The 18,974-nt window shown below is 48.8% G+C and carries 29 protein-coding genes and 1 pseudogene; 19 read left to right on the forward strand and 11 right to left on the reverse strand.

The window, feature by feature from the left end; genetic code table 11:
• Nucleotides 1-42: 42 nt before the first annotated feature.
• From LVQ79_RS10210 to LVQ79_RS10245, 9 genes are all read right to left on the reverse strand, one after another.
• Nucleotides 43-255, reverse strand: coding sequence for a TraR/DksA family transcriptional regulator (locus LVQ79_RS10210; protein ID WP_232864831.1), 213 nt, complete (start codon nucleotides 253-255; stop codon nucleotides 43-45).
• 45 nt (nucleotides 256-300) lie between these two features.
• Nucleotides 301-1,002, reverse strand: a complete 702-nt coding sequence (locus tag LVQ79_RS10215) for a single stranded DNA-binding domain-containing protein (RefSeq protein WP_232864832.1) — start codon at nucleotides 1,000-1,002, stop codon at nucleotides 301-303.
• 17 nt (nucleotides 1,003-1,019) lie between these two features.
• Complete coding sequence (locus LVQ79_RS10220) at nucleotides 1,020-1,688, reverse strand: DEAD/DEAH box helicase family protein (RefSeq protein WP_232864833.1); 669 nt, start codon at nucleotides 1,686-1,688, stop codon at nucleotides 1,020-1,022.
• Nucleotides 1,688-2,359, reverse strand: coding sequence for an exodeoxyribonuclease X (gene exoX, locus LVQ79_RS10225; RefSeq protein ID WP_232864834.1), 672 nt, complete (start codon nucleotides 2,357-2,359; stop codon nucleotides 1,688-1,690). The genes LVQ79_RS10220 and exoX overlap by 1 nt, the downstream gene beginning before the upstream one ends.
• Nucleotides 2,343-2,510 (reverse strand): hypothetical protein, encoded by a 168-nt coding sequence (locus LVQ79_RS10230; protein WP_232864835.1) that lies wholly within the window; start codon nucleotides 2,508-2,510, stop codon nucleotides 2,343-2,345. The genes exoX and LVQ79_RS10230 overlap by 17 nt, the downstream gene beginning before the upstream one ends.
• Nucleotides 2,507-2,683 carry a hypothetical protein gene (locus tag LVQ79_RS10235; protein ID WP_232864836.1) on the reverse strand — a complete coding sequence of 59 codons (177 nt, stop codon included), beginning with the start codon at nucleotides 2,681-2,683 and terminating at the stop codon, nucleotides 2,507-2,509. The genes LVQ79_RS10230 and LVQ79_RS10235 overlap by 4 nt, the downstream gene beginning before the upstream one ends.
• Nucleotides 2,683-4,311: a RecE family exodeoxyribonuclease gene (locus tag LVQ79_RS10240; protein WP_232864837.1), complete on the reverse strand. Its 1,629-nt coding sequence runs from the start codon at nucleotides 4,309-4,311 to the stop codon at nucleotides 2,683-2,685. Before LVQ79_RS10240 ends, LVQ79_RS10235 begins: the two co-directional genes overlap by 1 nt.
• Before the next feature lie 138 nt (nucleotides 4,312-4,449).
• A complete protein-coding gene (locus LVQ79_RS22495) occupies nucleotides 4,450-4,578 on the reverse strand; it encodes a hypothetical protein (RefSeq protein ID WP_255668917.1) in 129 nt (42 codons plus the stop codon).
• 295 nt (nucleotides 4,579-4,873) lie between these two features.
• Entirely contained in the window at nucleotides 4,874-5,272 is a 399-nt protein-coding gene (locus LVQ79_RS10245) for a helix-turn-helix domain-containing protein (RefSeq protein ID WP_232864838.1), read from the reverse strand.
• A gap of 122 nt (nucleotides 5,273-5,394) precedes the next feature.
• On the opposite strand from LVQ79_RS10245, the gene LVQ79_RS10250 reads away from it, so the two are divergent.
• The 16 genes and pseudogenes from LVQ79_RS10250 (at nucleotide 5,395) to LVQ79_RS10325 (ending at nucleotide 17,100) form a co-directional block, all read left to right on the forward strand.
• Nucleotides 5,395-5,616, forward strand: coding sequence for a transcriptional regulator (locus LVQ79_RS10250; protein WP_232864839.1), 222 nt, complete (start codon nucleotides 5,395-5,397; stop codon nucleotides 5,614-5,616).
• An 11-nt stretch (nucleotides 5,617-5,627) separates the two neighbouring features.
• On the forward strand, nucleotides 5,628-6,170 hold the full coding sequence (locus LVQ79_RS10255; RefSeq protein WP_232864840.1) for a toxin YdaT domain-containing protein: 543 nt from the start codon (nucleotides 5,628-5,630) through the stop codon (nucleotides 6,168-6,170).
• An 83-nt stretch (nucleotides 6,171-6,253) separates the two neighbouring features.
• Entirely contained in the window at nucleotides 6,254-6,400 is a 147-nt protein-coding gene (locus tag LVQ79_RS10260) for a hypothetical protein (protein WP_232864972.1), read from the forward strand.
• Complete coding sequence (locus tag LVQ79_RS10265; RefSeq protein ID WP_232864841.1) at nucleotides 6,393-7,232, forward strand: replication protein; 840 nt, start codon at nucleotides 6,393-6,395, stop codon at nucleotides 7,230-7,232. Before LVQ79_RS10260 ends, LVQ79_RS10265 begins: the two co-directional genes overlap by 8 nt.
• Entirely contained in the window at nucleotides 7,232-8,605 is a 1,374-nt protein-coding gene (locus tag LVQ79_RS10270) for a replicative DNA helicase (protein ID WP_232864973.1), read from the forward strand. The genes LVQ79_RS10265 and LVQ79_RS10270 overlap by 1 nt, the downstream gene beginning before the upstream one ends.
• Before the next feature lie 10 nt (nucleotides 8,606-8,615).
• Nucleotides 8,616-8,906, forward strand: coding sequence for a hypothetical protein (locus tag LVQ79_RS10275; protein ID WP_232864842.1), 291 nt, complete (start codon nucleotides 8,616-8,618; stop codon nucleotides 8,904-8,906).
• On the forward strand, nucleotides 8,903-9,367 hold the full coding sequence (locus tag LVQ79_RS10280; RefSeq protein ID WP_232864843.1) for a hypothetical protein: 465 nt from the start codon (nucleotides 8,903-8,905) through the stop codon (nucleotides 9,365-9,367). Before LVQ79_RS10275 ends, LVQ79_RS10280 begins: the two co-directional genes overlap by 4 nt.
• A complete protein-coding gene (locus tag LVQ79_RS10285) occupies nucleotides 9,360-9,551 on the forward strand; it encodes a hypothetical protein (RefSeq protein WP_232864844.1) in 192 nt (63 codons plus the stop codon). The genes LVQ79_RS10280 and LVQ79_RS10285 overlap by 8 nt, the downstream gene beginning before the upstream one ends.
• Nucleotides 9,544-10,032: pseudogene (locus LVQ79_RS10290) on the forward strand (class I SAM-dependent methyltransferase); the annotation flags it as partial. The gene LVQ79_RS10285 and the pseudogene LVQ79_RS10290, both read left to right, overlap by 8 nt.
• Before the next feature lie 275 nt (nucleotides 10,033-10,307).
• On the forward strand, nucleotides 10,308-12,191 hold the full coding sequence (locus LVQ79_RS10295) for a DNA cytosine methyltransferase (protein WP_232864845.1): 1,884 nt from the start codon (nucleotides 10,308-10,310) through the stop codon (nucleotides 12,189-12,191).
• Between the two features lie 586 nt (nucleotides 12,192-12,777).
• Entirely contained in the window at nucleotides 12,778-13,011 is a 234-nt protein-coding gene (locus tag LVQ79_RS10300) for a hypothetical protein (protein WP_232864974.1), read from the forward strand.
• A 28-nt stretch (nucleotides 13,012-13,039) separates the two neighbouring features.
• Entirely contained in the window at nucleotides 13,040-14,998 is a 1,959-nt protein-coding gene (locus tag LVQ79_RS10305) for an SIR2 family protein (RefSeq protein WP_232864846.1), read from the forward strand.
• A 366-nt stretch (nucleotides 14,999-15,364) separates the two neighbouring features.
• Nucleotides 15,365-15,820 (forward strand): YbcN family protein, encoded by a 456-nt coding sequence (locus LVQ79_RS10310; protein WP_232864847.1) that lies wholly within the window; start codon nucleotides 15,365-15,367, stop codon nucleotides 15,818-15,820.
• A gap of 4 nt (nucleotides 15,821-15,824) precedes the next feature.
• A complete protein-coding gene (locus LVQ79_RS10315; RefSeq protein WP_232864848.1) occupies nucleotides 15,825-16,112 on the forward strand; it encodes a hypothetical protein in 288 nt (95 codons plus the stop codon).
• Nucleotides 16,109-16,468, forward strand: coding sequence for a RusA family crossover junction endodeoxyribonuclease (locus LVQ79_RS10320; RefSeq protein ID WP_232864849.1), 360 nt, complete (start codon nucleotides 16,109-16,111; stop codon nucleotides 16,466-16,468). The genes LVQ79_RS10315 and LVQ79_RS10320 overlap by 4 nt, the downstream gene beginning before the upstream one ends.
• Nucleotides 16,465-17,100 carry a hypothetical protein gene (locus tag LVQ79_RS10325; RefSeq protein ID WP_232864850.1) on the forward strand — a complete coding sequence of 212 codons (636 nt, stop codon included), beginning with the start codon at nucleotides 16,465-16,467 and terminating at the stop codon, nucleotides 17,098-17,100. The genes LVQ79_RS10320 and LVQ79_RS10325 overlap by 4 nt, the downstream gene beginning before the upstream one ends.
• A gap of 121 nt (nucleotides 17,101-17,221) precedes the next feature.
• On the opposite strand, the gene LVQ79_RS10330 is transcribed toward LVQ79_RS10325, so the two are convergent.
• The gene (locus LVQ79_RS10330) at nucleotides 17,222-17,434 is read right to left on the reverse strand and encodes a hypothetical protein (protein ID WP_232864851.1); all 213 of its coding nucleotides are present in this window, start codon (nucleotides 17,432-17,434) and stop codon (nucleotides 17,222-17,224) included.
• Between the two features lie 71 nt (nucleotides 17,435-17,505).
• On the opposite strand from LVQ79_RS10330, the gene LVQ79_RS22565 reads away from it, so the two are divergent.
• Nucleotides 17,506-17,829, forward strand: a complete 324-nt coding sequence (locus tag LVQ79_RS22565; RefSeq protein ID WP_370639843.1) for a hypothetical protein — start codon at nucleotides 17,506-17,508, stop codon at nucleotides 17,827-17,829.
• Nucleotides 17,830-17,964: 135 nt separating this feature from the next.
• Here the strand turns inward: LVQ79_RS22565 and LVQ79_RS10340 are convergent, their stop codons facing one another.
• Nucleotides 17,965-18,186: a hypothetical protein gene (locus LVQ79_RS10340; RefSeq protein ID WP_232864852.1), complete on the reverse strand. Its 222-nt coding sequence runs from the start codon at nucleotides 18,184-18,186 to the stop codon at nucleotides 17,965-17,967.
• Nucleotides 18,187-18,360: 174 nt separating this feature from the next.
• On the opposite strand from LVQ79_RS10340, the gene LVQ79_RS10345 reads away from it, so the two are divergent.
• Both LVQ79_RS10345 and LVQ79_RS10350 read left to right on the forward strand, forming a co-directional pair.
• On the forward strand, nucleotides 18,361-18,660 hold the full coding sequence (locus LVQ79_RS10345; RefSeq protein ID WP_232864853.1) for a hypothetical protein: 300 nt from the start codon (nucleotides 18,361-18,363) through the stop codon (nucleotides 18,658-18,660).
• The gene (locus tag LVQ79_RS10350) at nucleotides 18,653-18,973 is read left to right on the forward strand and encodes a hypothetical protein (protein WP_232864854.1); all 321 of its coding nucleotides are present in this window, start codon (nucleotides 18,653-18,655) and stop codon (nucleotides 18,971-18,973) included. The genes LVQ79_RS10345 and LVQ79_RS10350 overlap by 8 nt, the downstream gene beginning before the upstream one ends.
• Nucleotide 18,974 lies beyond the last annotated feature (1 nt).

Genomic DNA, 18,974 nt, shown 5'->3' on the forward strand with positions numbered 1-18,974 from the left:
GATATATCGAAATCAAACGGCTTTGTGCTGAATCTGATCGAGTTATTGGCGCAACTTCTCGCGCAACTCTTCAACTCCCTTGCAGCTCGCGCAGAGCTGGCAGCCAGGGATCGCAATCCGGCGAGCCTCCGGCAATACCTCGTCACATTCACGGCAATGCGTAGCTGAGGCCGAATTGGTCTGCATACGGGTGCGGCTCAGCGCGGCGTTACGGTGTAACTCTTCCAATTCGCTTGCGTTATCAATGATGTCCATTAATTACTCCATGAGCGGGAGGGGTTAGCCTCCCGGAAATCAACTCTAAAAGGGAATGTCGTCGTCGAATTGCGGAGACTGGGTCTGTGCGTTTTGATGGTGGGCGGCTTGCTGTAGACGTGACTGTTGCACGCCGTTGTTCTGTGCGTATGGGTTTGAACCATGTGACGCATTGCGGTTGCCTGAGAACTGCTGACCGCCATTGTTCGTGCGTTCATCCTTGTCCTTCATTGAAGCCTCGAGTGCTGCAATAGCTTCGGCCGGTGCATTCTCGCTATGCTCGGCATAGGTCTTGCGCGTACCGACCTGGAATACATGACGCAGCTCGAAGCGGTAGGTGTCAGAGCCATCATCTTTGGTGCGCAGAACCTTTTGCAGGAACAGGCCAACTTTCTTGCCTACCAGCGCAGGGCATTGCCACTCGGTTCCCTCTGGCGTTTGAACCTGCTGAGGCTGTGCCTGCTTAATTTGTGCAGCCCACATAATTGCGGAGACCAAACCCATCCCGAAAGTTTGCTGGCCTTCCTTGCCCTGGTAGTTAATGCGGATGTAATTGGCTTTTGCGCCATTACTTTCGAAGTTGAGTTCCAGCGCTTGTGACTGGCTGCCATCTTTGCCGAACGTGTAGACCGCTGAAGTAATCACGCCTTCATAAGCGCCTGTTTCATTAATGCCATTCGATGCGCCAGCCTTCTTCGCAAGCTCAGCTGATTCTGCGTTCCAGTTAAAAGTCATTGGTGAGTTCATCTTAAAATCCTTAAAAGTTATAAATCTGTCATGAATTCAGTGATTGCCACGTCGACCGCTTTGAGGTCGTTTTCCATTTCCGTCTGGTCAGGAAACAGGTCTGGCGGCGCTTTGGCGGTGTCGTTGTCATCGCCTTTAATCAGGAATACGTGCTTCCCGTCCTTCTTGATGGCGCGCAGAACGATCGAGAAATACCCCTCCGGCGTAAGCTTTTCGTTCAGCATCTTCCCGGTGGTTTTCATCCGGATCTTGCCTTCGGCTTCTTCGGTGTGAGCCAGAAAGTAAATCCGGAAGTCGTCAGGCAAATGCGTGGCCGCCATGATGATTTGCCAGATGTGGTCCGCCATTTCGGTGAACTTGCCGTAACCGGTCTGGTATGCGCGCTTCATGTTTTCGTGCTGCATCACCACCTGAAAATCATCGATAATCAGCACGCGCCGGGTTTTGGAAAGCACCATGCGGTTAATGGTATCCAGCACTGTTTCCCAGTCGTCCGAGCGCAGGACGTTGCCGCGCTGGATACTGCCGTCTGGCAGTTCCTTGCCGTTAAGCTTCCAGCCGGTTGATTTAAACGGCAGCATTTTCGGGATGCATTGCAGCAGCACTACATCTTCTGGCTTGAATTTACGAAGGCCGTATGACTTGCCCGCGCCAGAATCACCGAGGATCAGCACTGGAGTACCCATCAGTTGCCCCCGTTAAGCCAGTGTCTGGCAGTAAACAAAATGTCTTCATCTTCATTGTTACCGACTAACCAGCGCAGGTATCCGGGGTCGGTCTTTGCAATTTCTGCGAACGTCAGACCTTTATGCTTGCCGAAGCGAATCGCATTAATCAGCGAAGGGTTACTGGAAATCTCGCGCATCTCTCGAATGGTCCACTTAGCCAGGCGTCCCATGTAAATCAGCAGTTCAGCCGTGACGTAGCAGTCATACAGTGCGCGGTGTGCATAAAGACCTTCAGGTAATTCCGGCTTCAGACCCAGGCTATAACGCAGGTACTGGTTGCTGTGGCTCTTGTGCTCTGGGAGAAGGGCGCGGGCCAGTTTCGCTGTGCAGATCCATGGCGCATCGATTTGCGGGAGCTTTGAGCGGTCAAACTTCGCGTTATGTGCAACGTAGACCTCTGCACCCAGGTAACGGCTAATCACTTCGCCGAGAAGCGGGGCACTTTCCACCATATCTTCGGTAATGTGGTGAATGGCCATTGCTTCAAAGCCAATCGGCTCCAGTGGCTTAACGAAGTCGCTCATCGGATTGCAGATCACACCGTCGACAATATCGACGCTGGCTATTTCAACTACGGTTTCTGGCCCACCTTCTAGTCCAGTGGTTTCGGTATCAATGATTCGCAACATTATTTACTCCCTGAGTTCTGTAATCACATACAGCATCAAAGTGCGCGAGCTGGTGGGCGATTTCTTCGAGGTCAGCTGGCGTTAAGTGGTAAGTCAGGCACAACATAGCGATGAGCGTCATAGCCTGCTGGCGTTGGATTTCATGGCTCATGCCATTCTCCGACGACTGTGCGAGCGCTGCGGATGGGATGCGAAGTAGCTGTCATCACATTTCTTGTCAGCACAAAACACAAGTTGACGAATGCCTGTGTAAAAGCGGACAGGGCGTTTAACCAGATCTTCTTCATCACGCAGGGCCAGGCATTGCGAGCAGTAACGGCTCATCAGGCCACCTCCGCAGCAGTGAAAACAGAACACATGGCGGCAAGTGCTGATTCAAGGCGCTCAATGCGCTGCGTGAGGTTCTGGATTTGCTGAGCTGAACTTTCTTTTTCTGCTTCCGTTAATTCCGGTTCTTCTACGGCAACTGCTTGCGGATCATTTGCATCAGTACCTTCGCCTGCTGAAACCTCAGCACTACCCGCGATTTCGTTACTGTCAGTCGTTTCCATCTGCTCATCACTGGTGGTCTCCGCTGGCTTAATTTCCGTTTTTTCACCCTCATTTGAGCTGGCGCTTCTAAGTTCTTCGTGCACCCATTTCGGATCGCTCGGGTCGCTGATGCCTTCTACAAACTCGCCTCGTGCAGCAGCCAGTTGTTTGTTTACGTCTTCGACGGATGTTTGATTTGTTTCTGTAGCCATTGGCATTGGTAGCGAGGAACGACCGCACGCAATATCGACAATGAGTGGATCGGGGTGGGCATGATCCGTTTCAGTCATAACCCTGTTCAGATACTCAAGATGTTGAACCGGTGTTTTCCATAACCCTGGAGGGGTGGTTTTAACCGTTGCTACATTGGAGGCGCGGGAGAAGTCGAAACCGCCAGGCATCGAGATGAAAATCTCACGAGTAGCCAGAAACTCCTGGTTCTCATATTTGTTCATTATGCTGTTAGTCATAATGTCGATTTCCATCGGGGGGTTATAAATATCAAACTCGTTGTTACGAGCTAATATTCCCTGCGCAATTTCATATTCCAACCCAAGCGCAGTTTGTGGCGTCAGGCGATCGGAGTGGATTACTCCGCCTGCGTTTGCACCGCTGGGTGTGCGTTGAACTGACGTGATGTAATTACCTGCGGTCCACTCACGCACCAGAATTCCGCGATCAATATGTTCTGTGGTCAGCCATAAATTAGAGAATTGAACGACGCGGGTCAGTTCGTGACGCTTATCCATTGGGAATACAGTTTTGATGGCATAGGTGTATTTCCACAGTTGCGCAGTGCTGAGGTCTTCAAGTCCTGGTGCGTTTCTGGCTGCCAGTAACAGGTTCTGGACGTAGCTGTTATCGGTATCTAGCGACATCTCCATAATTTGAACGCGCTGAGCGTGCTTAATATGATGAGCGGTAACGGTACTGATCAGCTGAGAAAGCAGTCTTCTGCCGAATGCCATTTCCGCCACTGGGTATTCTGTGAGGTCATCGTCATTAGCATCAACAACCAGGTCTTTATCCATTGGAGTGTTGTCAGATGTAGCAGCTGATTCCGACGAGCTCTCTTCGGCTGCCGGATTCTCCGGAATAACAGAATCAGCAACGACGGGAGCTTCTGGCGCTTCATCAACTACAGCAGCTATCTTCTGCCAGGTCTTACCATCTTCAGACAGTTCATAGTCTTCGCACCATGAAGCATCCAGTGAGCCTTCTTCTGGTAAATCATCAAACACTGGCACGTTAGTGCGAACCGGCAGCATGTAATCAGCGCCTCGGCCTGTCTCGATATCGTTATCTTCCAGGATGTTCATGATTTCACGGTCGGCGCGAGAGTCAGATTTGCAATCGAACCAGGTGAACAAATTTGGCTTGCCTGCTTTAGGCCGAGCCTTGATTAGATAGGCGAACATCATTGTTTTTACGCTCCAAAAGGTTGTAAGATCCCCGAGCCATTGATAGCGCCCATTGGGTGGTTACTTTGGTTAATCAGATTTCCAGCGCACTTTGCCGGTATCGCTGGACGTAGAGCCCGCCTTGCGCGGGTTTTTGCGTTACTGCGAATTCGTTTTTGTTGGATCGCCTTTCTGGGCGAGCACATAACAAACCTTGCGAACTATCACCATCACTACTGGCAGCCTGACTGCCTGCTGCTTCACTGGCTTACGCATTAAATCGAACATCTCAATCCCCTTTGCCCTTATCGCCAGGCTGGCGGAACGTTGCTAAACCTGCTGCGCGTTAATTTCTCCACCTCATCCCGATCTTCGTATGCGTCGGGCCGCTACTTCGTGGGCTTCCTGCCTGAGTGGTTCGTTTCTGCGTTTTGATGTTGCTAACACTACAAATAAAATTATCAGTCGTCAATGCTAAAATGATAATTAGATTATCAACTGGTGGTTTTGATTTCATGAGGGAGGGGTTTTTAGGCGAAAAAAAACCGCCTCAAGGGGCGGCTATTAGTAGAAAAGTTACTTTTTACTCGGGATTAGTAGGCTCAATTTTTCTTCTGTTGAGATATTCCTGCATAAACCTGTCTAGTTCTTCAAGTCTCAGCGCGGCAAGGCTAATAAAACGCTCCTGCTCTTCTCCGGGTAATTGGTCAAAAATCTCTAACATTCTGGCTTGAGCATCAGATAAAACTACTTTGCTTTCCGTAGTTGCCCTGATCCTTTCCTCATCCTCAGGGAGCATGAAGAACCAATGTAATGGACGACCAAGTGCCTCCGGAAGAAGCTCCAGCTTATCTTTTCTAGGCAGAATTCCTTTGCACCAACCACTCACAGATTGAGAGTTTACTCCCACGCGTCGGCCTAGCTCGGATTGAGACATTCCCGTCTCTTCCAGTGCTTGTTGTAAACGTTCTTCAAAAATCATCGCGCTTTCCAACTCTATTTGACATGTGAGCATACAAACTTTCTTTTCAGTTGTGAGTAGTTAATTTAATTGACATTGATAATTTAATTGTCAATTATGTGACAACAAATTTGGGAGGTGTCATGAAAGAGCAAATTCAAAAGAAAATTATTGCCGTTTGCGGTAGCCAGTCAGAACTAGCACGACGCGTCGGGAAAAATTCCCAAACCGTTTCTGCTTGGTTTCGTAACGGCGTAGCGAGCAATGAAGTTATCAACGCCAGCAGGGCGTTAGATTGGCAAGTAACTCCGCACGAACTGCGCCCCGATCTCTATCCCAACCCAACCGATGGTTTACCGCAGTAGGAGGCATAACCATGCAAACCCTAACGTTTCAAGATGATAGCAAGCTGAATCTCGTTCCAATGATAAATCGCTATCAACCCAAGCAGCATGATGGGCATGAAGTGATCCGCGATGCTGTCCGCTCCTGGGCTGCTGCAATCGACAATCAGGACGTTGTTGCAGCGCTGATCATTGAACAATGGAATGCCAGCGGCGGTGAGGGAATTGATTTTCCCGATGATATTAGCCGTGGGCGCCAGAAGCTGTTTCGCTACCTGGACAACAAATTCAACTCTGAGAAATACCGGGAGAACATCCAGAAGCTCACGCCATCAATTCTTGCTGTTCTGCCGCTGGAATTTCGCGGCCGGTTAGTTCCTGCGGACAACATCATGATGCGCCTGGCACGACTGGAGAAAGAAACCAGCGAGGCTAAGGTGGCAGTTGCGCTTGATGCGCCAACTCATCAAAAGCTGAAGGAGCTGAGCGAGGGAATTGTGGAGATGTTTCGTGTAGACCCGGCACTGACCGGCCCATTGATGGAAATGGTGACAAGCATGCTTGGAGCGATATGAAAGGTTCAAAAATGGCGAAAGCCGCTCTGCTGGAACAGAAGCGACTTTCAGGTGCACAAACGTCAGTAAATGCAGGAGGAATAATGGCAAAAAAACCGCGCCATTACCAGACAGCTGTACATAAAAACAATACTCGGGCCCGTCTCGAGCATTCTGTTCATCCTACGGTGGCAGAGAAGCTTCGTGCAATTCTGGAAGAACTGAAGCGCAAGGAGCAGGGGCATGAGTAACCTCGCAACAGTAACACCAATCAGACCGACACTGGCGGTCGTGGAGCGTCAGGTGGCAGATCTGGATGATGGTTTCATCATGATTGCTATGCGGCTTTACGAGGAGCTTATCGGTGCCAATCTGACACGCAATCAGGCCAAGGTCGCGCATGCTGTTTGCCGTAAAACTTATGGCTTCAAGAAGAAAATGGACCGCATTGCAGACAGCCAGTTAGCTGAGATAGCCCGTATAAGCCGCTCAAAAGCAAACATAGCGAAGAACGAATTGATTTCTATGAAGGTTCTCATCTCTGAAGCCGGGACGATTGGGCCAAATAAGAACATTGATGAGTGGGTAATTCCTGAGTGTTCCCAAATAGGTAACTTTGTATCCAAATCGGGAACAAAAAATGTATCCAAACCGGATACACAAGATGTTCCCGCTTTGGGAGCACACAAAAGAAATACTTTAAATATAAAAGATAATACCCCCTTACCCCCACAGGGGGAGGAAGAAGGTCAGGCAGAACAAGAATCCAAAAAACGGGCACCTGCCATTCCCTACCAGGCGTTTTTAGATGCTTACAACGACATTCTCGGTGATCGCCTTCCGAATGCTCGTGACCTGACAGACAAGCGTCGCCGGGCTATCAAACAACTGCTTCCACGCCTGAAAACTCCAAACGTCGATGGCTTCCGAGCCTACCTTTCCGCGTTCTCACGAATGGCCCGGTCGTATTACTTCGGAGACAGCAAGTCAGGATGGCGTGCTGATTTCGATTTCATGCTCCGCGAAACAACACTTGTTGGCGTTCGTGAAGGTAAATTTGCTGAGCGTGAGGTGGCTGAATGATTACTCAGGAACTGGAAGCCAGTGTAATCGGTGGCCTGCTGATTAGCGGTATGACGCCGGAAAGCGGTGAAGTGATTGCTACCATTGAGCCTGAAGCGTTCTCGATCCCTCTGTATCAGGCGATGTTCCGTGAGATTCAGCGCCAGGCAAAAATGCGCAATCTTATCGATACCATGCTGGTGGCTGAGGCCATGGGTGAAAAGCATTTCGCTGATGTGTGGGAAACCTATCGGGCATGTCCAAGTGCTGCAAACCTTCGTGGCTACGCTGGCCGCGTTAATGCGAACTATGAACGCCGTCAGGTGCTTCATGCCATGACGGACACATACAACCGCATTGAGGCTGGCACAACGGATGTCGCCGAACAAGCCATTCTCGAACTGGTGGCGCGTATCGAAACTATTCGCAAGCCACAGGACGAAATCCGACCTATTCACATGAATGAGCTGCTGGATAACTATGCAACAAAGCTGGAAGCGCGGCTAACCATGGGGGATGAGTCCGACACGCTAAAAACCGGGATTGAAGAACTGGACCGCATTACGGGCGGGTTTAACCCTGAAGACCTGATTATCGCAGCTGCACGACCTGGTATGGGTAAGACAGAGTTTGCGTTAACGGTTGCCAGCGGTGTTGGCGAGCAGAAATGCAGTGAAGGGAAACGACGTGGCGTACTGATTTTCTCTCTCGAAATGAGCTCTATGCAGGTCATTGAGCGACAGCTGGCAGGCGCTGGCGGTATGTCTGTTTCAGTTCTTCGCAACCCAGCGAAGATGGATGACGAAGGTTGGGCAAGAGTTTCAAGCGGGATAGGGCGCCTGACTGATATGGATGTCTGGATTGTCGACGCTTCGAAACTGAACGTCGAACAAATTCGAGCCATCACAACCCGGCACAAACAAAAGCATCCTGGCCTGTCACTTGTTATCGCTGATTACCTGACGCTGATTGATATGCCAAAGGCCGATCGCCATGACCTTGCTGTCGGGCACATTTCAGGAAGTCTCAAGCGTATGGCCAAGGCACTGCGTACGCCTGTTCTTGTTCTGAGCCAGCTCTCCAGGAAAGTAGAAGAGCGCCCAAACAAGCGCCCGAACAACTCTGATTTGCGCGACTCAGGCAGCATTGAGCAGGACGCAGACATGATCCTCATGCTGTATCGAGACGCGGTTTACAACGAGGATTCCCCGGCAGCGCCTTATGCCGAAATCATCGTGACAAAAAATCGCTTCGGCACCCTGGGTACCGTGTACCAGAAATTTATCAACGGCCACTTTCTGCCATGCGACCAGGTCGAGGCGCGCAACGCATCCCGCCAGCAAACCAATACCAATCAATCCGGACGCCGCTACTCTGCCGGCGCAGACGTGTGAGGCATATTTGATGAAGACTAAACAAACAAAACAAACAGGCCGCCAGTTGATCGAAGAGTACATCCGTAAGCATGAAGGCTGTACTCACACCGAAATCAGGGAGGCGCTGAACCTCAGCACGACAACGGTCGGTTCCGGTCTGGCATTGCTCAAGCGGGAAAGAGTCATCGAGAGCAGCGGAGTGAATGGGCAGATGCGCTACCACTTGCAACCTACTGCGCCTGATACCGATAAACCTGTATTTGGCCTGAGTCCCAACATGGCTTTACTTAACCGTTTACTTGCCGAGGTGCGCGCATGAATACCAAAACTCAGGAATTAGTCACGGCAGGCTATGCGCTGGCTAAAGGGCTTGATGCTGAATCTGCAAAGCTGGTGAAAGCGCTGGCTACCGAACTGGCTGTGCAGCGTGTGCGGGCCGACGAGCTAAACAAGCGGGCGGTAAATCTGGCGGTTGATAATTCCGGGCTAAAGTCATGGGCTGAAAATCGAGCTGCATCTGACGATTCTTTTGAGCAAGAGCAATATCCAACCCTGAAAATCGACTGGCGCCAGCGTCATTTAAAAATGCTTCAAACCCCAGCTACCGATGCATTTTTTGCAAACATTCAGGCGCAGGGCGTGGATGAACTTGCTGACTTTGCTGGGAAGGAATATCAGCGCTTTGTTGGCGATAAATCAACACAACGGAAGTGGAAAGGCATCGTCCTGCTGTGCATTGATTTCGCCGCGCAGCTACGCAAGGATGCTGGCAATGAGTAATAACACCGAAGCGCTGAACTATGACCCGGCAGACCCAGACAAGATGAAGTTACCTGCTGGAACTAAATGTGGAGACTGCCGCCACATTTACCGCTGCAAAGCCATTTTCGGTCATACAGAAACGGATACGTACTGCGACTGGTCACCGTCTCGTTTTGTCGCTCAGGAGGCCAGTAATGACTAACTCACTCGAATCGCAGGGAATGCCGTCAATTCTCGATATGTGCTGCGGTTCTCGCATGTTTTGGCTGGATAAGCATGATGACAGGGCTATTTTCACCGACATTCGCAGCGAAGAGCATACGCTTTGCGACGGTCGTCGCCTGGTCATTCGTCCTGACCTGATTGCCGACTTCCGCGCGCTGCCGTTCGCCAACGATTCTTTCCCGGTCGTTGTGTTTGACCCGCCACACCTTGAGCGCGTTGGTGATAGTGCATGGATGGGTAAGAAGTACGGGAAGTTGAACAAAGAAACGTGGCGCGATGATTTACGTGCCGGGTTCGCTGAAGCCTTTCGAGTATTGCGGCCACACGGCGTTCTCATCTTCAAATGGAACGAAACCCAAATACCGGTTAACCAGGTTCTGGCGCTCACACCTGAGAAGCCGCTCATCGGGCAGCGCACTGGCAAAGAAGATAAGACGCACTGGATTATTTTCGTCAAAGGTCACGCGATGGATAACGGATTGGAAACTCTCGTGCGCTACGCGACTAAGCGCATCGTCGAACTTGAGTCTCTGCTACTGGTGGGCGCTCAGGAAACTGTATGGCCTGCCGAAGTAGGTATGGTTTATTCCCAGATTGAAAGTGCCGGTGTATTACCGGCGCATCACCAGCGCCGCCTGAAGCATCACATCAATCGTATGTGGCTGGAGCAAATGCCGGTACCGTCAATTATCACAGCAGCTCGTTCGCTGGCTACCGCCATGGAGAATTACGCGTGAGAGAAATTATCGTTGATAACTTTGCTGGTGGTGGTGGCGCGAGTACCGGCATTGAAATGGCAATCGGTCGCAGTGTGGATATCGCAATAAACCATGATGTTAATGCTGTGGCGATGCACACCACCAATCACCCGGACACGCTGCACTATTGCGAGTCGGTATTCGATATCGACCCGAAGCAAGCGACCGCAGGTAATTCAGTTGGCCTCGCCTGGTTTTCCCCTGATTGCCGTCATTTCAGTAAAGCGAAAGGCTCAAAGCCGGTAGCGCGGGAGATTCGCGGGCTTGCATGGATTGTGCTTCGCTGGGCGTTGGCGGTTCGTCCTCGAGTGATGATGCTGGAGAATGTGGAAGAGTTCAAAACGTGGGGACCATTACTGACTGATGAAAATGGCGAGCAGAGACCAGATCCGAAAAGTGCTGGTGAAACCTTTGCGGCGTTCGTTGGCATGCTGGGCGCTGGTATTGATGCAGGGCATCCAGCACTGACTGAAGCATGTGACTTCCTCGGTTTTGAGCCACACAGTAGTGACGCACTTCGCCTGATTAACGGGCTTGGATATGACGTTGATTCTCGTGAACTTCGAGCATGCGACTACGGCGCGCCAACAATCCGCAAACGCTTCTTCATGGTGATGCGTTGTGACGGGCAGCCGGTTACATGGCCTGAGCCATCACACGGTGACCCAAAGTCGTTGGGAGTGCTAAACGGCGCACTGAAACCGTGGCGTACAGCTGCCGAGTGTATCGACTGGTCACTGGGTTGCCCGAGTATCTTTGAGCGTAAGCGACCGCTGGCCACGAATACTTTAAAGCGAATTGCCCGGGGCATTCAGCGCTTCGTAATCGATAATCCATCGCCGTTTATCGTGAAATGCAACCACACCAGCACGCGGACGAAGTACGACTGTTTCCGAGGACAATCGCTGGATGAGCCATTGCAGACCATCACCAAAACGCATGGCTACGCGATTGCGGTACCACACCTCACTAAGTTCAGAACTGGCGCAACCGGACAGGATTGCCGCGAGCCGGTACCGACAGTAACCGCTGGAACGTCAAAGCGGCCTGGCGGGAATGGTCACGCGCTGGGCATCGTTGAAGCTTACATCGCGCTGTTTGTTGGTCGTCAGTTTGGCAATAGCATTGGGCACGAAGTGATAGAACCAAACGGAACAATCACTGCCGGGGGCGGCGGTAAAAGCCAATTATGCGCAGCGACACTAATCCAGATGGGATATGGCGAACGTCCGGGGCAGTCTCCTCGAGTGCTTCAGGTTGAAAAACCTTTAGGGACAGTTACTGCAGGCGGCGGTAAATTCGCTGTAGTGGCGGCAAACCTTGTTAAGCACTTTGGCGGTAACTACACAGGGCCGGGTGTCTCAATGGATGAGCCGGTGCATTCAGTAACGACAGTGGATCATCACGCGCTCGTTACATCCCATCTCGTTATGCTGCGGGGAACATGCAAAGACGGTCAGGTAGTGGATGCGCCAACACCAGGCTTAACTGCTGGCGGGCTGCATGTTGGCAACGTCGAGACTTATCTGGCAGTTGATGAGTATGACGAGCAGCGCGCAGAACAGGTATCTGCTTTCCTGCGTGAATACTGCGGCGATGATTATCGTGAGTTCATCACAGTCGATGGCGTGACGTATCGGATTGTCGATATTGGCATGCGCATGCTGCAACCGCATGAGCTTTATCGCGCCCAAGGCTTCCCTGAATGGTACATCATCGACCAGGACTACCGAGGCTTGAAGTATGCGAAGGATAAGCAAGTCGCTCGCTGCGGCAATGCGGTACCGCCGCCATTTGCTGAGGCATTGGTGCGCGCTAATCTCCCTGAACTATGCGGAGTGAAAGAACAGGCGGCATGAGTTAAAGCAAGCATACATACAGGCCACATAACTAGTGGCCTTATTACTGCCTTTTATGATCGATTTTACCGATCGATCGCATCGCATTGATCAATGAAAGTAATTAAGTGGTACGCACAGAAGAATAACAATAATTTAACCTAAGATTGAAAGTATGCTGTAGTTAATGGCACAAAAAGCGCACAAAAAAGGCAGGAATGTGCCCAAGAAGGATTCTACAGTTTCCGAATCAATCAGTTATTCATACCCTCCATTACGCTGCGCTCCCTGTTAACAATAACGATCAGTTTTTACGCTAAAGTAGCGAAAAAGATTTGTGAAATCAGTCGGATAAATCACCTTGCTAAAGCACGTAGTTTTTGTGCATACTGTTCCAAAAGCTGAAAAACCTGTATGTATATACAGTTATTATGTGCTACTGATTTCGATTTTGGTAGTGAAAACTACATTCTGAATCTTTTTTCCGCGCAAGTTATTAGGAAAAAAGTCGACTTTGCTATTGTGTGTTAAGCAAGCCGTGACGGCTTCGAAGAGTGGGATTCTGGGTCCCGAAAATTAGTCAGTACCCGAAGGGGGTTGAGTGAAAGTGAATGAAGAGTTGCCAGCGACGGGGTATGCGGTTATTCGATGCCAAGATTGTGCTGTGGTCGCAAAGTTCGACAGCTTCCCTGACGTAGAGCGTGCATTGATGTACCGCCGCAGAGATACTGTTTCGTTTATGCCGCTTAATGATGATGATATTATAGGTACACCTTCATTATTTACAAAAATGCTTGAAAAAGCAGGTTACCGTGTATCATATTGTGCAAGGAACCAATAATAATTACAGCCACTTAGGACCTTTATTTATGAAAGTTCGGCCTCAGCAGCATCTCATAAACATCCTAACATCAACAAAACAGCATCATCCCAATTTTACTTTGTTCCTTGGTGCTGGTGCCAGTATGACTAGTGGAGTGGATAGCGCTGGGGGAATGATAAAACGTTGGAGAGAGGCATACTCATCCATGCATGGCTCTGAGGAGCTAGCTTTGCAACCCTGGTTTAATAAAGATAATGAATATTCAGAACTTTTTGAAGCTTTGTATGATCAGCCCACACAGCGTCGAGAATTCATAGAAAGCTGTATAACAGAAGCTAAACCATCTTGGGGGTATGTTTATCTTACAAACCTCCTAAATAAGCGACATTTCAACACCATCTTCACTACCAACTTTGATGATTTAGTCAATGAGGCATGTTTTACCTTCTCAAATAACCTTCGCCCTATCGTTTGTGCTCATGATTCAAGTATTACAAGCGTACGACTAACAACAACACGCCCTAAAATAATAAAACTTCACGGTGATTTCCTATTTGATAATATTAAAAATACCATCAGAGAGCTAGAATCACTTGAAGACAACATGCGGGCGAAATTTAGGCAGTTTGCAACCGAGTTTGGAATGATTGTTATTGGTTACTCTGGCCACGATCGCTCAATTATGGATACACTAAATACCCTTTTGCATTCAGGTAGTTGTTTCCCTCACGGTGTTTATTGGTGTATTCGTGAGGGAACCGATGTTGACAAATTACCTGATGCGTTGAAAAACCTTGCTAGATTCCCTCATTTCCATTTAATTAAAATTGATGGATTCGATGAGTTCATGGCTGAATTACATGAATCATTAGGTTGTAACTTACAGCAAGAAGTTGTTGAACCATATTCTGCACTTTCAAATAAACTTGACAGATATTTCATAGTTACTGAAGAAGAAGATGATGATGATGTGCAGCATGACATAATCAAAAGAGACATGAATAACTTGGCCGATCATGTTCGTCGAGTTAATACTGTGAGTCAATTTGTTAAAAAAATTAAGTTACTGTTATCTGAAAAGGCATCTTCATTAGATGATGATTCAATAACAAAGTCTCTTGAAATTATGTTAAAGGAAACACAGTTTGCTGGTTCTTCTGAAAGTGTGCACTTTTATAACACCCCAAATTACCTCATAGCCAACTCGGCTTTTAGAGCTGGTGAGTATAAAGAGTGTGTAGAATATGCAACTAAACATCTTTCAAACGGTAAATCATTAGAGACGGAAGCATTATTGCTGCGTTCTTACATTCATCTTAATGATGATAAGGAGATAATGTGTTCAATGGATAGATTATCAACTTATAACAAAATGATAGAAGGTGAGATTACTAAGTTAGTAAATGCATTAGTTGATCTGATGGATGCTCGGAAATTTTCTATAGCTAATAGCCTCATGGATCTTCTTGAATCAAGGAATTTACCATTGAAGCATAGGAATTTAGTCATTATCAACCGTGCATTATGTTTTCGTATGCAAAGTGAAACCATTAGCCAGAAGCTGTTGGTAGATCTTGAGAGAATGCTTACTGAATCGATAGACAATGACGAGGCATGGATCGCTTTAGGTGCTGCTATACTTCTCGACAAGGATGATGTTGCACAAGAAGTTTCCCTTTCTCTAAACGAGTCTGAAGTTGTTACTATACTTACGCAATCAATGCCTATTTTTAGTTTGATTTCTGATGAACTTTATGAAAAGGTCAAAGGCATAGCTATTGAACGGAATTATGACGTTTCGTTTGAGGAGGATGAAGAAATTGATACTGAATCATCTGAAACTGAGCCCAACACTGTAGATTCTGAGCTAAAATCTTCGGAAATGACCGATTGCCATATGCATTTAGATACGGATAAACCAGCCGAAAATGACGAAGCATACACAGGTGCAGTGGTGAATACAGAAGGAGAGGAACTCCTCCCCCTTTCTAATAAGCCGGCTTGAATATAGTTAATCCATTCAGTTGATAATGAGGGAATTTATGAAACAAAAGAATGCAAACAGCCAAAGCAAGATTTCAGAAGAAAGCAAAAAGAAACTAAAAGAAATGCTTAAAAAGCAATAGTTTAAAGAGATAAAAAGCCCCTCTAATGGGGCTTTTTTGTCTGATTGTTTAACTGCCTATACAATAATACTTTCAGTTTTATTCATTCCATACATGCTAAACTGAGTGTTCAGTCTGAACAGCTGAACCTGCTGCGCCACGGAGAACACCATGGCGCAAAAATACTACCAATCTGAACTCTCTCGCCTGACGTTATCCAACGCCAGCGATTTTCTGCATTCAGCGTTCGCCCTTGGGGGTGACGTGTGAACTTTCCAAAAGAGGGCGTTCGCCTTCACCAGACAAACTTCGACGCCATAGGTCAGCAGCTCCAGCCGCTATTAGCTGGTGGTGATTGCTATCGCCTGATACTCAAGCCATGGCGCGATAAGCGCAGCCTACCGCAGAACGCGTTAAGCCATATGTGGTACGGAGAAATCAGTGAATATCTGATTCGTTCGGGCCGCACTGAAGCTACTCCCGAGTGGGTGAAGCGCAACCTCAAGAAAACCTATCTCGGCAGCGTGGAAATCACCTACACCGATTTCATCACTGGCGAGAAAGCCACAACGTGGGAACCGCGACACACTTCTGATCTGGATGCCGGGGAAATGCATCACTTCCTGTGCCAGGTCGAGATGTGGTGCGCGCAGTTCGGCCTGTTCCTCACTATTCCGCACAACTGCGAGTATCAGCAGCTGCACGACCAGCAGAATCAGTGAGGTGATGATGAAGACTATCTACCGAAGCAAGAAATGGCTGGCTGCAGTCGGAAGTATTGAACAATGCGTTCTGTGTGGCGCGTGGGGAACTCAGGTCGCCCACCGTAATGAAGGCAAAGGGATTGGGATTAAAGTCGATGACTGCGCCACGGCGGCGATCTGCATGTGCTGCCACGACAGCATCGACAACGGAAATAAGCTCACTCGTGATGAACGACGTCAGTTAATGAATAAAGCCATTGTTCTGACGGTCATTGAAATTGCCCGCCGCGGTCTGGTGGTGCCTGCATGAATATTTACGACATCACCCCAATCGGAAAGCCACGTATGACCCGCGCCGATAAGTGGAAGCAACGCCCGGCAGTGATGCGCTATCGGGCATTCTGCGATGAAGCTCGCTTACGCAAAATTCATCTGCCTGAATCTGGCGCCCACGTTACTTTCGTCATGCCAATGCCGCCGAGCTGGAGCAAGAAGAAGCTGGAGCAGATGAATGGCAAGCCACATCAGTCAAAACCCGATTGCGACAACATGCTCAAGGCATTGATGGACGCTCTCTTTGATGACGATTCGAGTATCTGGGATTGCCGTATAACCAAGGTATGGGGTGAGAAAGGGCAGATTATTATTCAGGAGGATCCGCTATGACCCCTAAACAGCGCCGTGCACATCGAACAGCAATAGAACGCGCTGCTGCTGCACCACGCAAAAGCTATCTGGGACGTTTTACTCCGCTTACTGGCATCCAGTCAGCCTGGATAAAATCACTGCTTACGGTATGGGGTGAGTGTGTTGGTGGTAAAACCAGCGCGCAATACCGGCTTGAGAACTGCAACAGGTTTATATCAAAAGCAAAAGAGGATAACTGGTCAGACTCTCAGCTTTCTCGAATCACTGATGCGATAAAACAAGCCAGGACCGAGGGTTACTCTGGTCGCCAGGCAGTTCAGCGTGCCCATACAATTCTGTGGTCAGCTACCTTGAGCGAAATGATAGATGAGGCCAGTTGGCGGGATGATGCAGACCTTGTTGAGCGTGCTGTGCTGGGGATGTTCAAGTCAGACGACCCAGTGTATTTGATTGGTATGAGCTACTATTCCACGCGCTCAAAAATCTCTGACATCACAAAAGAGCTGCAGCAGGTCGCGCCGTGGCTTTCTAATGACAAAGCACGAGAGAGGGTGAAATGGTGCCTGCAGATATTCAGAGCAAAGGTTTTTCTGTCTGTGAAAAATGTGATGAGTTGCGCAGATACGCCTGCTCTATATAAAAAGCCTTGAAATCCACCCAGAAACATGAATAATTCAGGCATGCTTGGCAAAGCTGCGCCACGATGGCAGCGACGATAAGCGACCAAATATGAGAAAGAACCCGCCTAGTGCGGGTTTTTGCTTTTTCGGCTCAAGCCTGGCGTCTCAGATGAACGGGCAGGGCCACTATCCGCATTGCACGTTCGTAGTTCTGCCCTTCTTCCTTGGATATATCAGTGGAAGTGACGCGCATAAATTCATGCATCAAATGGTCTGCCAGTAATTCCCGGCTAAAGAATTGGCTGTTTTCACCATTAAGCAGGTCATCAACGGCCTTTCCGATAATCTCGTGTACGTTTTTCATAGCCATTCCGCGCGGTGATTAAAAAATAATCATATCAGGCTGGTGGCGTCACATCTGACGTAAACCTCACAGTGCATAAATTTATCGACTGGCATTCGTTGAGGCTTTTTATTCCCCTCGATAAAGAGGGCAGCAGCATTAGCACAGACAAAAAACCAGCAACTGCTACTCTCTACTCATTACTTGCTGAAGAGATGCAACTGATGAAAGAAGGCTTCTACTGGATACAATATGACGGCAAGATTCAGGTTGCTCTTTATGTTGAGCAAACTGCAGAAAACTTAGCAACTGGTGAGATGGTTGTGGGAGCCTGGGATTTGGTGGGGGACCAGTTTGATATTATCCACTCGGAAGAAGTTGAAGTGCTAAGTGAGCGGTTGCTCCCTCCGATATAGCGGTCCCATCATTACAAATTAATATATGGCCTCGGTATTTACCGGGGCTTTTTACATCTGTTGTTGATAGATTGGGGAAAAGAATGGCTTATAAAAAAGATAAAACCGGGGCTACTTTTTATAACCCCGATGGAACTATTCGTTTATATGTCCCACGCCTCGAAGTAACTCCGCCAGCTCATAAAAAGCCGAAGAAGACGAAGCGTTAATTGGGTTCATGCCTGTCTCCTCGAGATGATTAACAAGAACGTCCCGAAATTTCGGGTTATCCTTGCTGAGCATGTGTACCAGGGTAGAAAAACCAACCTGCAAAGCAATGATTCTACCTTCATCTGTAGCAGTCGTTTGGATATCCATTTATAGCCTTCACTTGAGGTGATCAGCCATCCCTCATTATTAAGTACACCCATGCTGACACATAGGTGGGCTGAACCTTCAGGCTACCAGACAACACATTCACCTGATTGATACATCTCAACTTTCTGCCTCGCTTATGCGGGGCTTTTTTATTTCTACATCCAGAGGAAATCAATGGACGACGAAATTAAGCGCCGCCTCTGGCTGATGTTTGCCGGACTGGCTGGTGGCTTCATCACGCTGACATCCAGCAAGCAAGAATTAAGCCTGGGGCAGCGAGCGGCATACCTTGTCTCAGCACTATTTGTTGCGCTCTTCATTACCCCATGGGTCTGTGAATATTTTGGAATAACCTCTCCATCCGCATTAACCGGGCTTGGATTCACGATGGGTGCGTTCTGGCAGGTAGTCGTTGCGAAAGGTGGCGAGATTATCAAGGCATGGCGAATGCCGGGAGGTAACCCAAATGCATGATTTCCTCATCTGGCTGGGTTGGTCAGTAGATAACACCTTCTGCACGCCGGTTGCGCAGACTTTCTGGCATAGCCCGCTTGGTCTGGCTTGCACGTTGTCGCTGCTTATAACCAGTGCCATCAGGGTGATGCATCAGAAGAGCAGTGCTGGTTTCTTCGATACGGTCTGGCATTTCCTGTTTGCAACCGTAGCTGCTGCTGGTTTCACTATCGGTGTCACCGGGCAGGTACCTCATCAGCTCGTTAAGAGCCTGCTTATCCTCGTTGCTATTCGCGGCGTAATCAAAGCCTGGCGCGTTATTAAAAGGAGTTAGC

This window comes from Buttiauxella cochleicola (genome assembly GCF_021282405.1).
Lineage (GTDB): Bacteria > Pseudomonadota > Gammaproteobacteria > Enterobacterales > Enterobacteriaceae > Buttiauxella > Buttiauxella massiliensis.

Coding starts and splice junctions, on each gene's coding strand:
- LVQ79_RS22495 (WP_255668917.1), bottom strand. CDS start 4,578: ATGTTCGATTTAATGCGTAAGCCAGTGAAGCAGCAGGCAGTCAGGCTG.
- LVQ79_RS10345 (WP_232864853.1), top strand. CDS start 18,361: ATGGACGACGAAATTAAGCGCCGCCTCTGGCTGATGTTTGCCGGACTG.
- LVQ79_RS10230 (WP_232864835.1), bottom strand. CDS start 2,510: ATGAGCCATGAAATCCAACGCCAGCAGGCTATGACGCTCATCGCTATG.
- LVQ79_RS10210 (WP_232864831.1), bottom strand. CDS start 255: ATGGACATCATTGATAACGCAAGCGAATTGGAAGAGTTACACCGTAAC.
- exoX (WP_232864834.1), bottom strand. CDS start 2,359: ATGTTGCGAATCATTGATACCGAAACCACTGGACTAGAAGGTGGGCCA.
- LVQ79_RS10250 (WP_232864839.1), top strand. CDS start 5,395: ATGAAAGAGCAAATTCAAAAGAAAATTATTGCCGTTTGCGGTAGCCAG.
- LVQ79_RS10330 (WP_232864851.1), bottom strand. CDS start 17,434: ATGAAAAACGTACACGAGATTATCGGAAAGGCCGTTGATGACCTGCTT.
- LVQ79_RS10265 (WP_232864841.1), top strand. CDS start 6,393: ATGAGTAACCTCGCAACAGTAACACCAATCAGACCGACACTGGCGGTC.
- LVQ79_RS10260 (WP_232864972.1), top strand. CDS start 6,254: ATGGCAAAAAAACCGCGCCATTACCAGACAGCTGTACATAAAAACAAT.
- LVQ79_RS10285 (WP_232864844.1), top strand. CDS start 9,360: ATGAGTAATAACACCGAAGCGCTGAACTATGACCCGGCAGACCCAGAC.
- LVQ79_RS10280 (WP_232864843.1), top strand. CDS start 8,903: ATGAATACCAAAACTCAGGAATTAGTCACGGCAGGCTATGCGCTGGCT.
- LVQ79_RS10240 (WP_232864837.1), bottom strand. CDS start 4,311: ATGATGTTCGCCTATCTAATCAAGGCTCGGCCTAAAGCAGGCAAGCCA.
- LVQ79_RS10340 (WP_232864852.1), bottom strand. CDS start 18,186: ATGGATATCCAAACGACTGCTACAGATGAAGGTAGAATCATTGCTTTG.
- LVQ79_RS10255 (WP_232864840.1), top strand. CDS start 5,628: ATGCAAACCCTAACGTTTCAAGATGATAGCAAGCTGAATCTCGTTCCA.
- LVQ79_RS10315 (WP_232864848.1), top strand. CDS start 15,825: ATGATGAAGACTATCTACCGAAGCAAGAAATGGCTGGCTGCAGTCGGA.
- LVQ79_RS10235 (WP_232864836.1), bottom strand. CDS start 2,683: ATGAGCCGTTACTGCTCGCAATGCCTGGCCCTGCGTGATGAAGAAGAT.
- LVQ79_RS10305 (WP_232864846.1), top strand. CDS start 13,040: ATGAAAGTTCGGCCTCAGCAGCATCTCATAAACATCCTAACATCAACA.
- LVQ79_RS10245 (WP_232864838.1), bottom strand. CDS start 5,272: ATGATTTTTGAAGAACGTTTACAACAAGCACTGGAAGAGACGGGAATG.
- LVQ79_RS10215 (WP_232864832.1), bottom strand. CDS start 1,002: ATGAACTCACCAATGACTTTTAACTGGAACGCAGAATCAGCTGAGCTT.
- LVQ79_RS10320 (WP_232864849.1), top strand. CDS start 16,109: ATGAATATTTACGACATCACCCCAATCGGAAAGCCACGTATGACCCGC.
- LVQ79_RS10325 (WP_232864850.1), top strand. CDS start 16,465: ATGACCCCTAAACAGCGCCGTGCACATCGAACAGCAATAGAACGCGCT.
- LVQ79_RS10350 (WP_232864854.1), top strand. CDS start 18,653: ATGCATGATTTCCTCATCTGGCTGGGTTGGTCAGTAGATAACACCTTC.
- LVQ79_RS10220 (WP_232864833.1), bottom strand. CDS start 1,688: ATGGGTACTCCAGTGCTGATCCTCGGTGATTCTGGCGCGGGCAAGTCA.
- LVQ79_RS10275 (WP_232864842.1), top strand. CDS start 8,616: ATGAAGACTAAACAAACAAAACAAACAGGCCGCCAGTTGATCGAAGAG.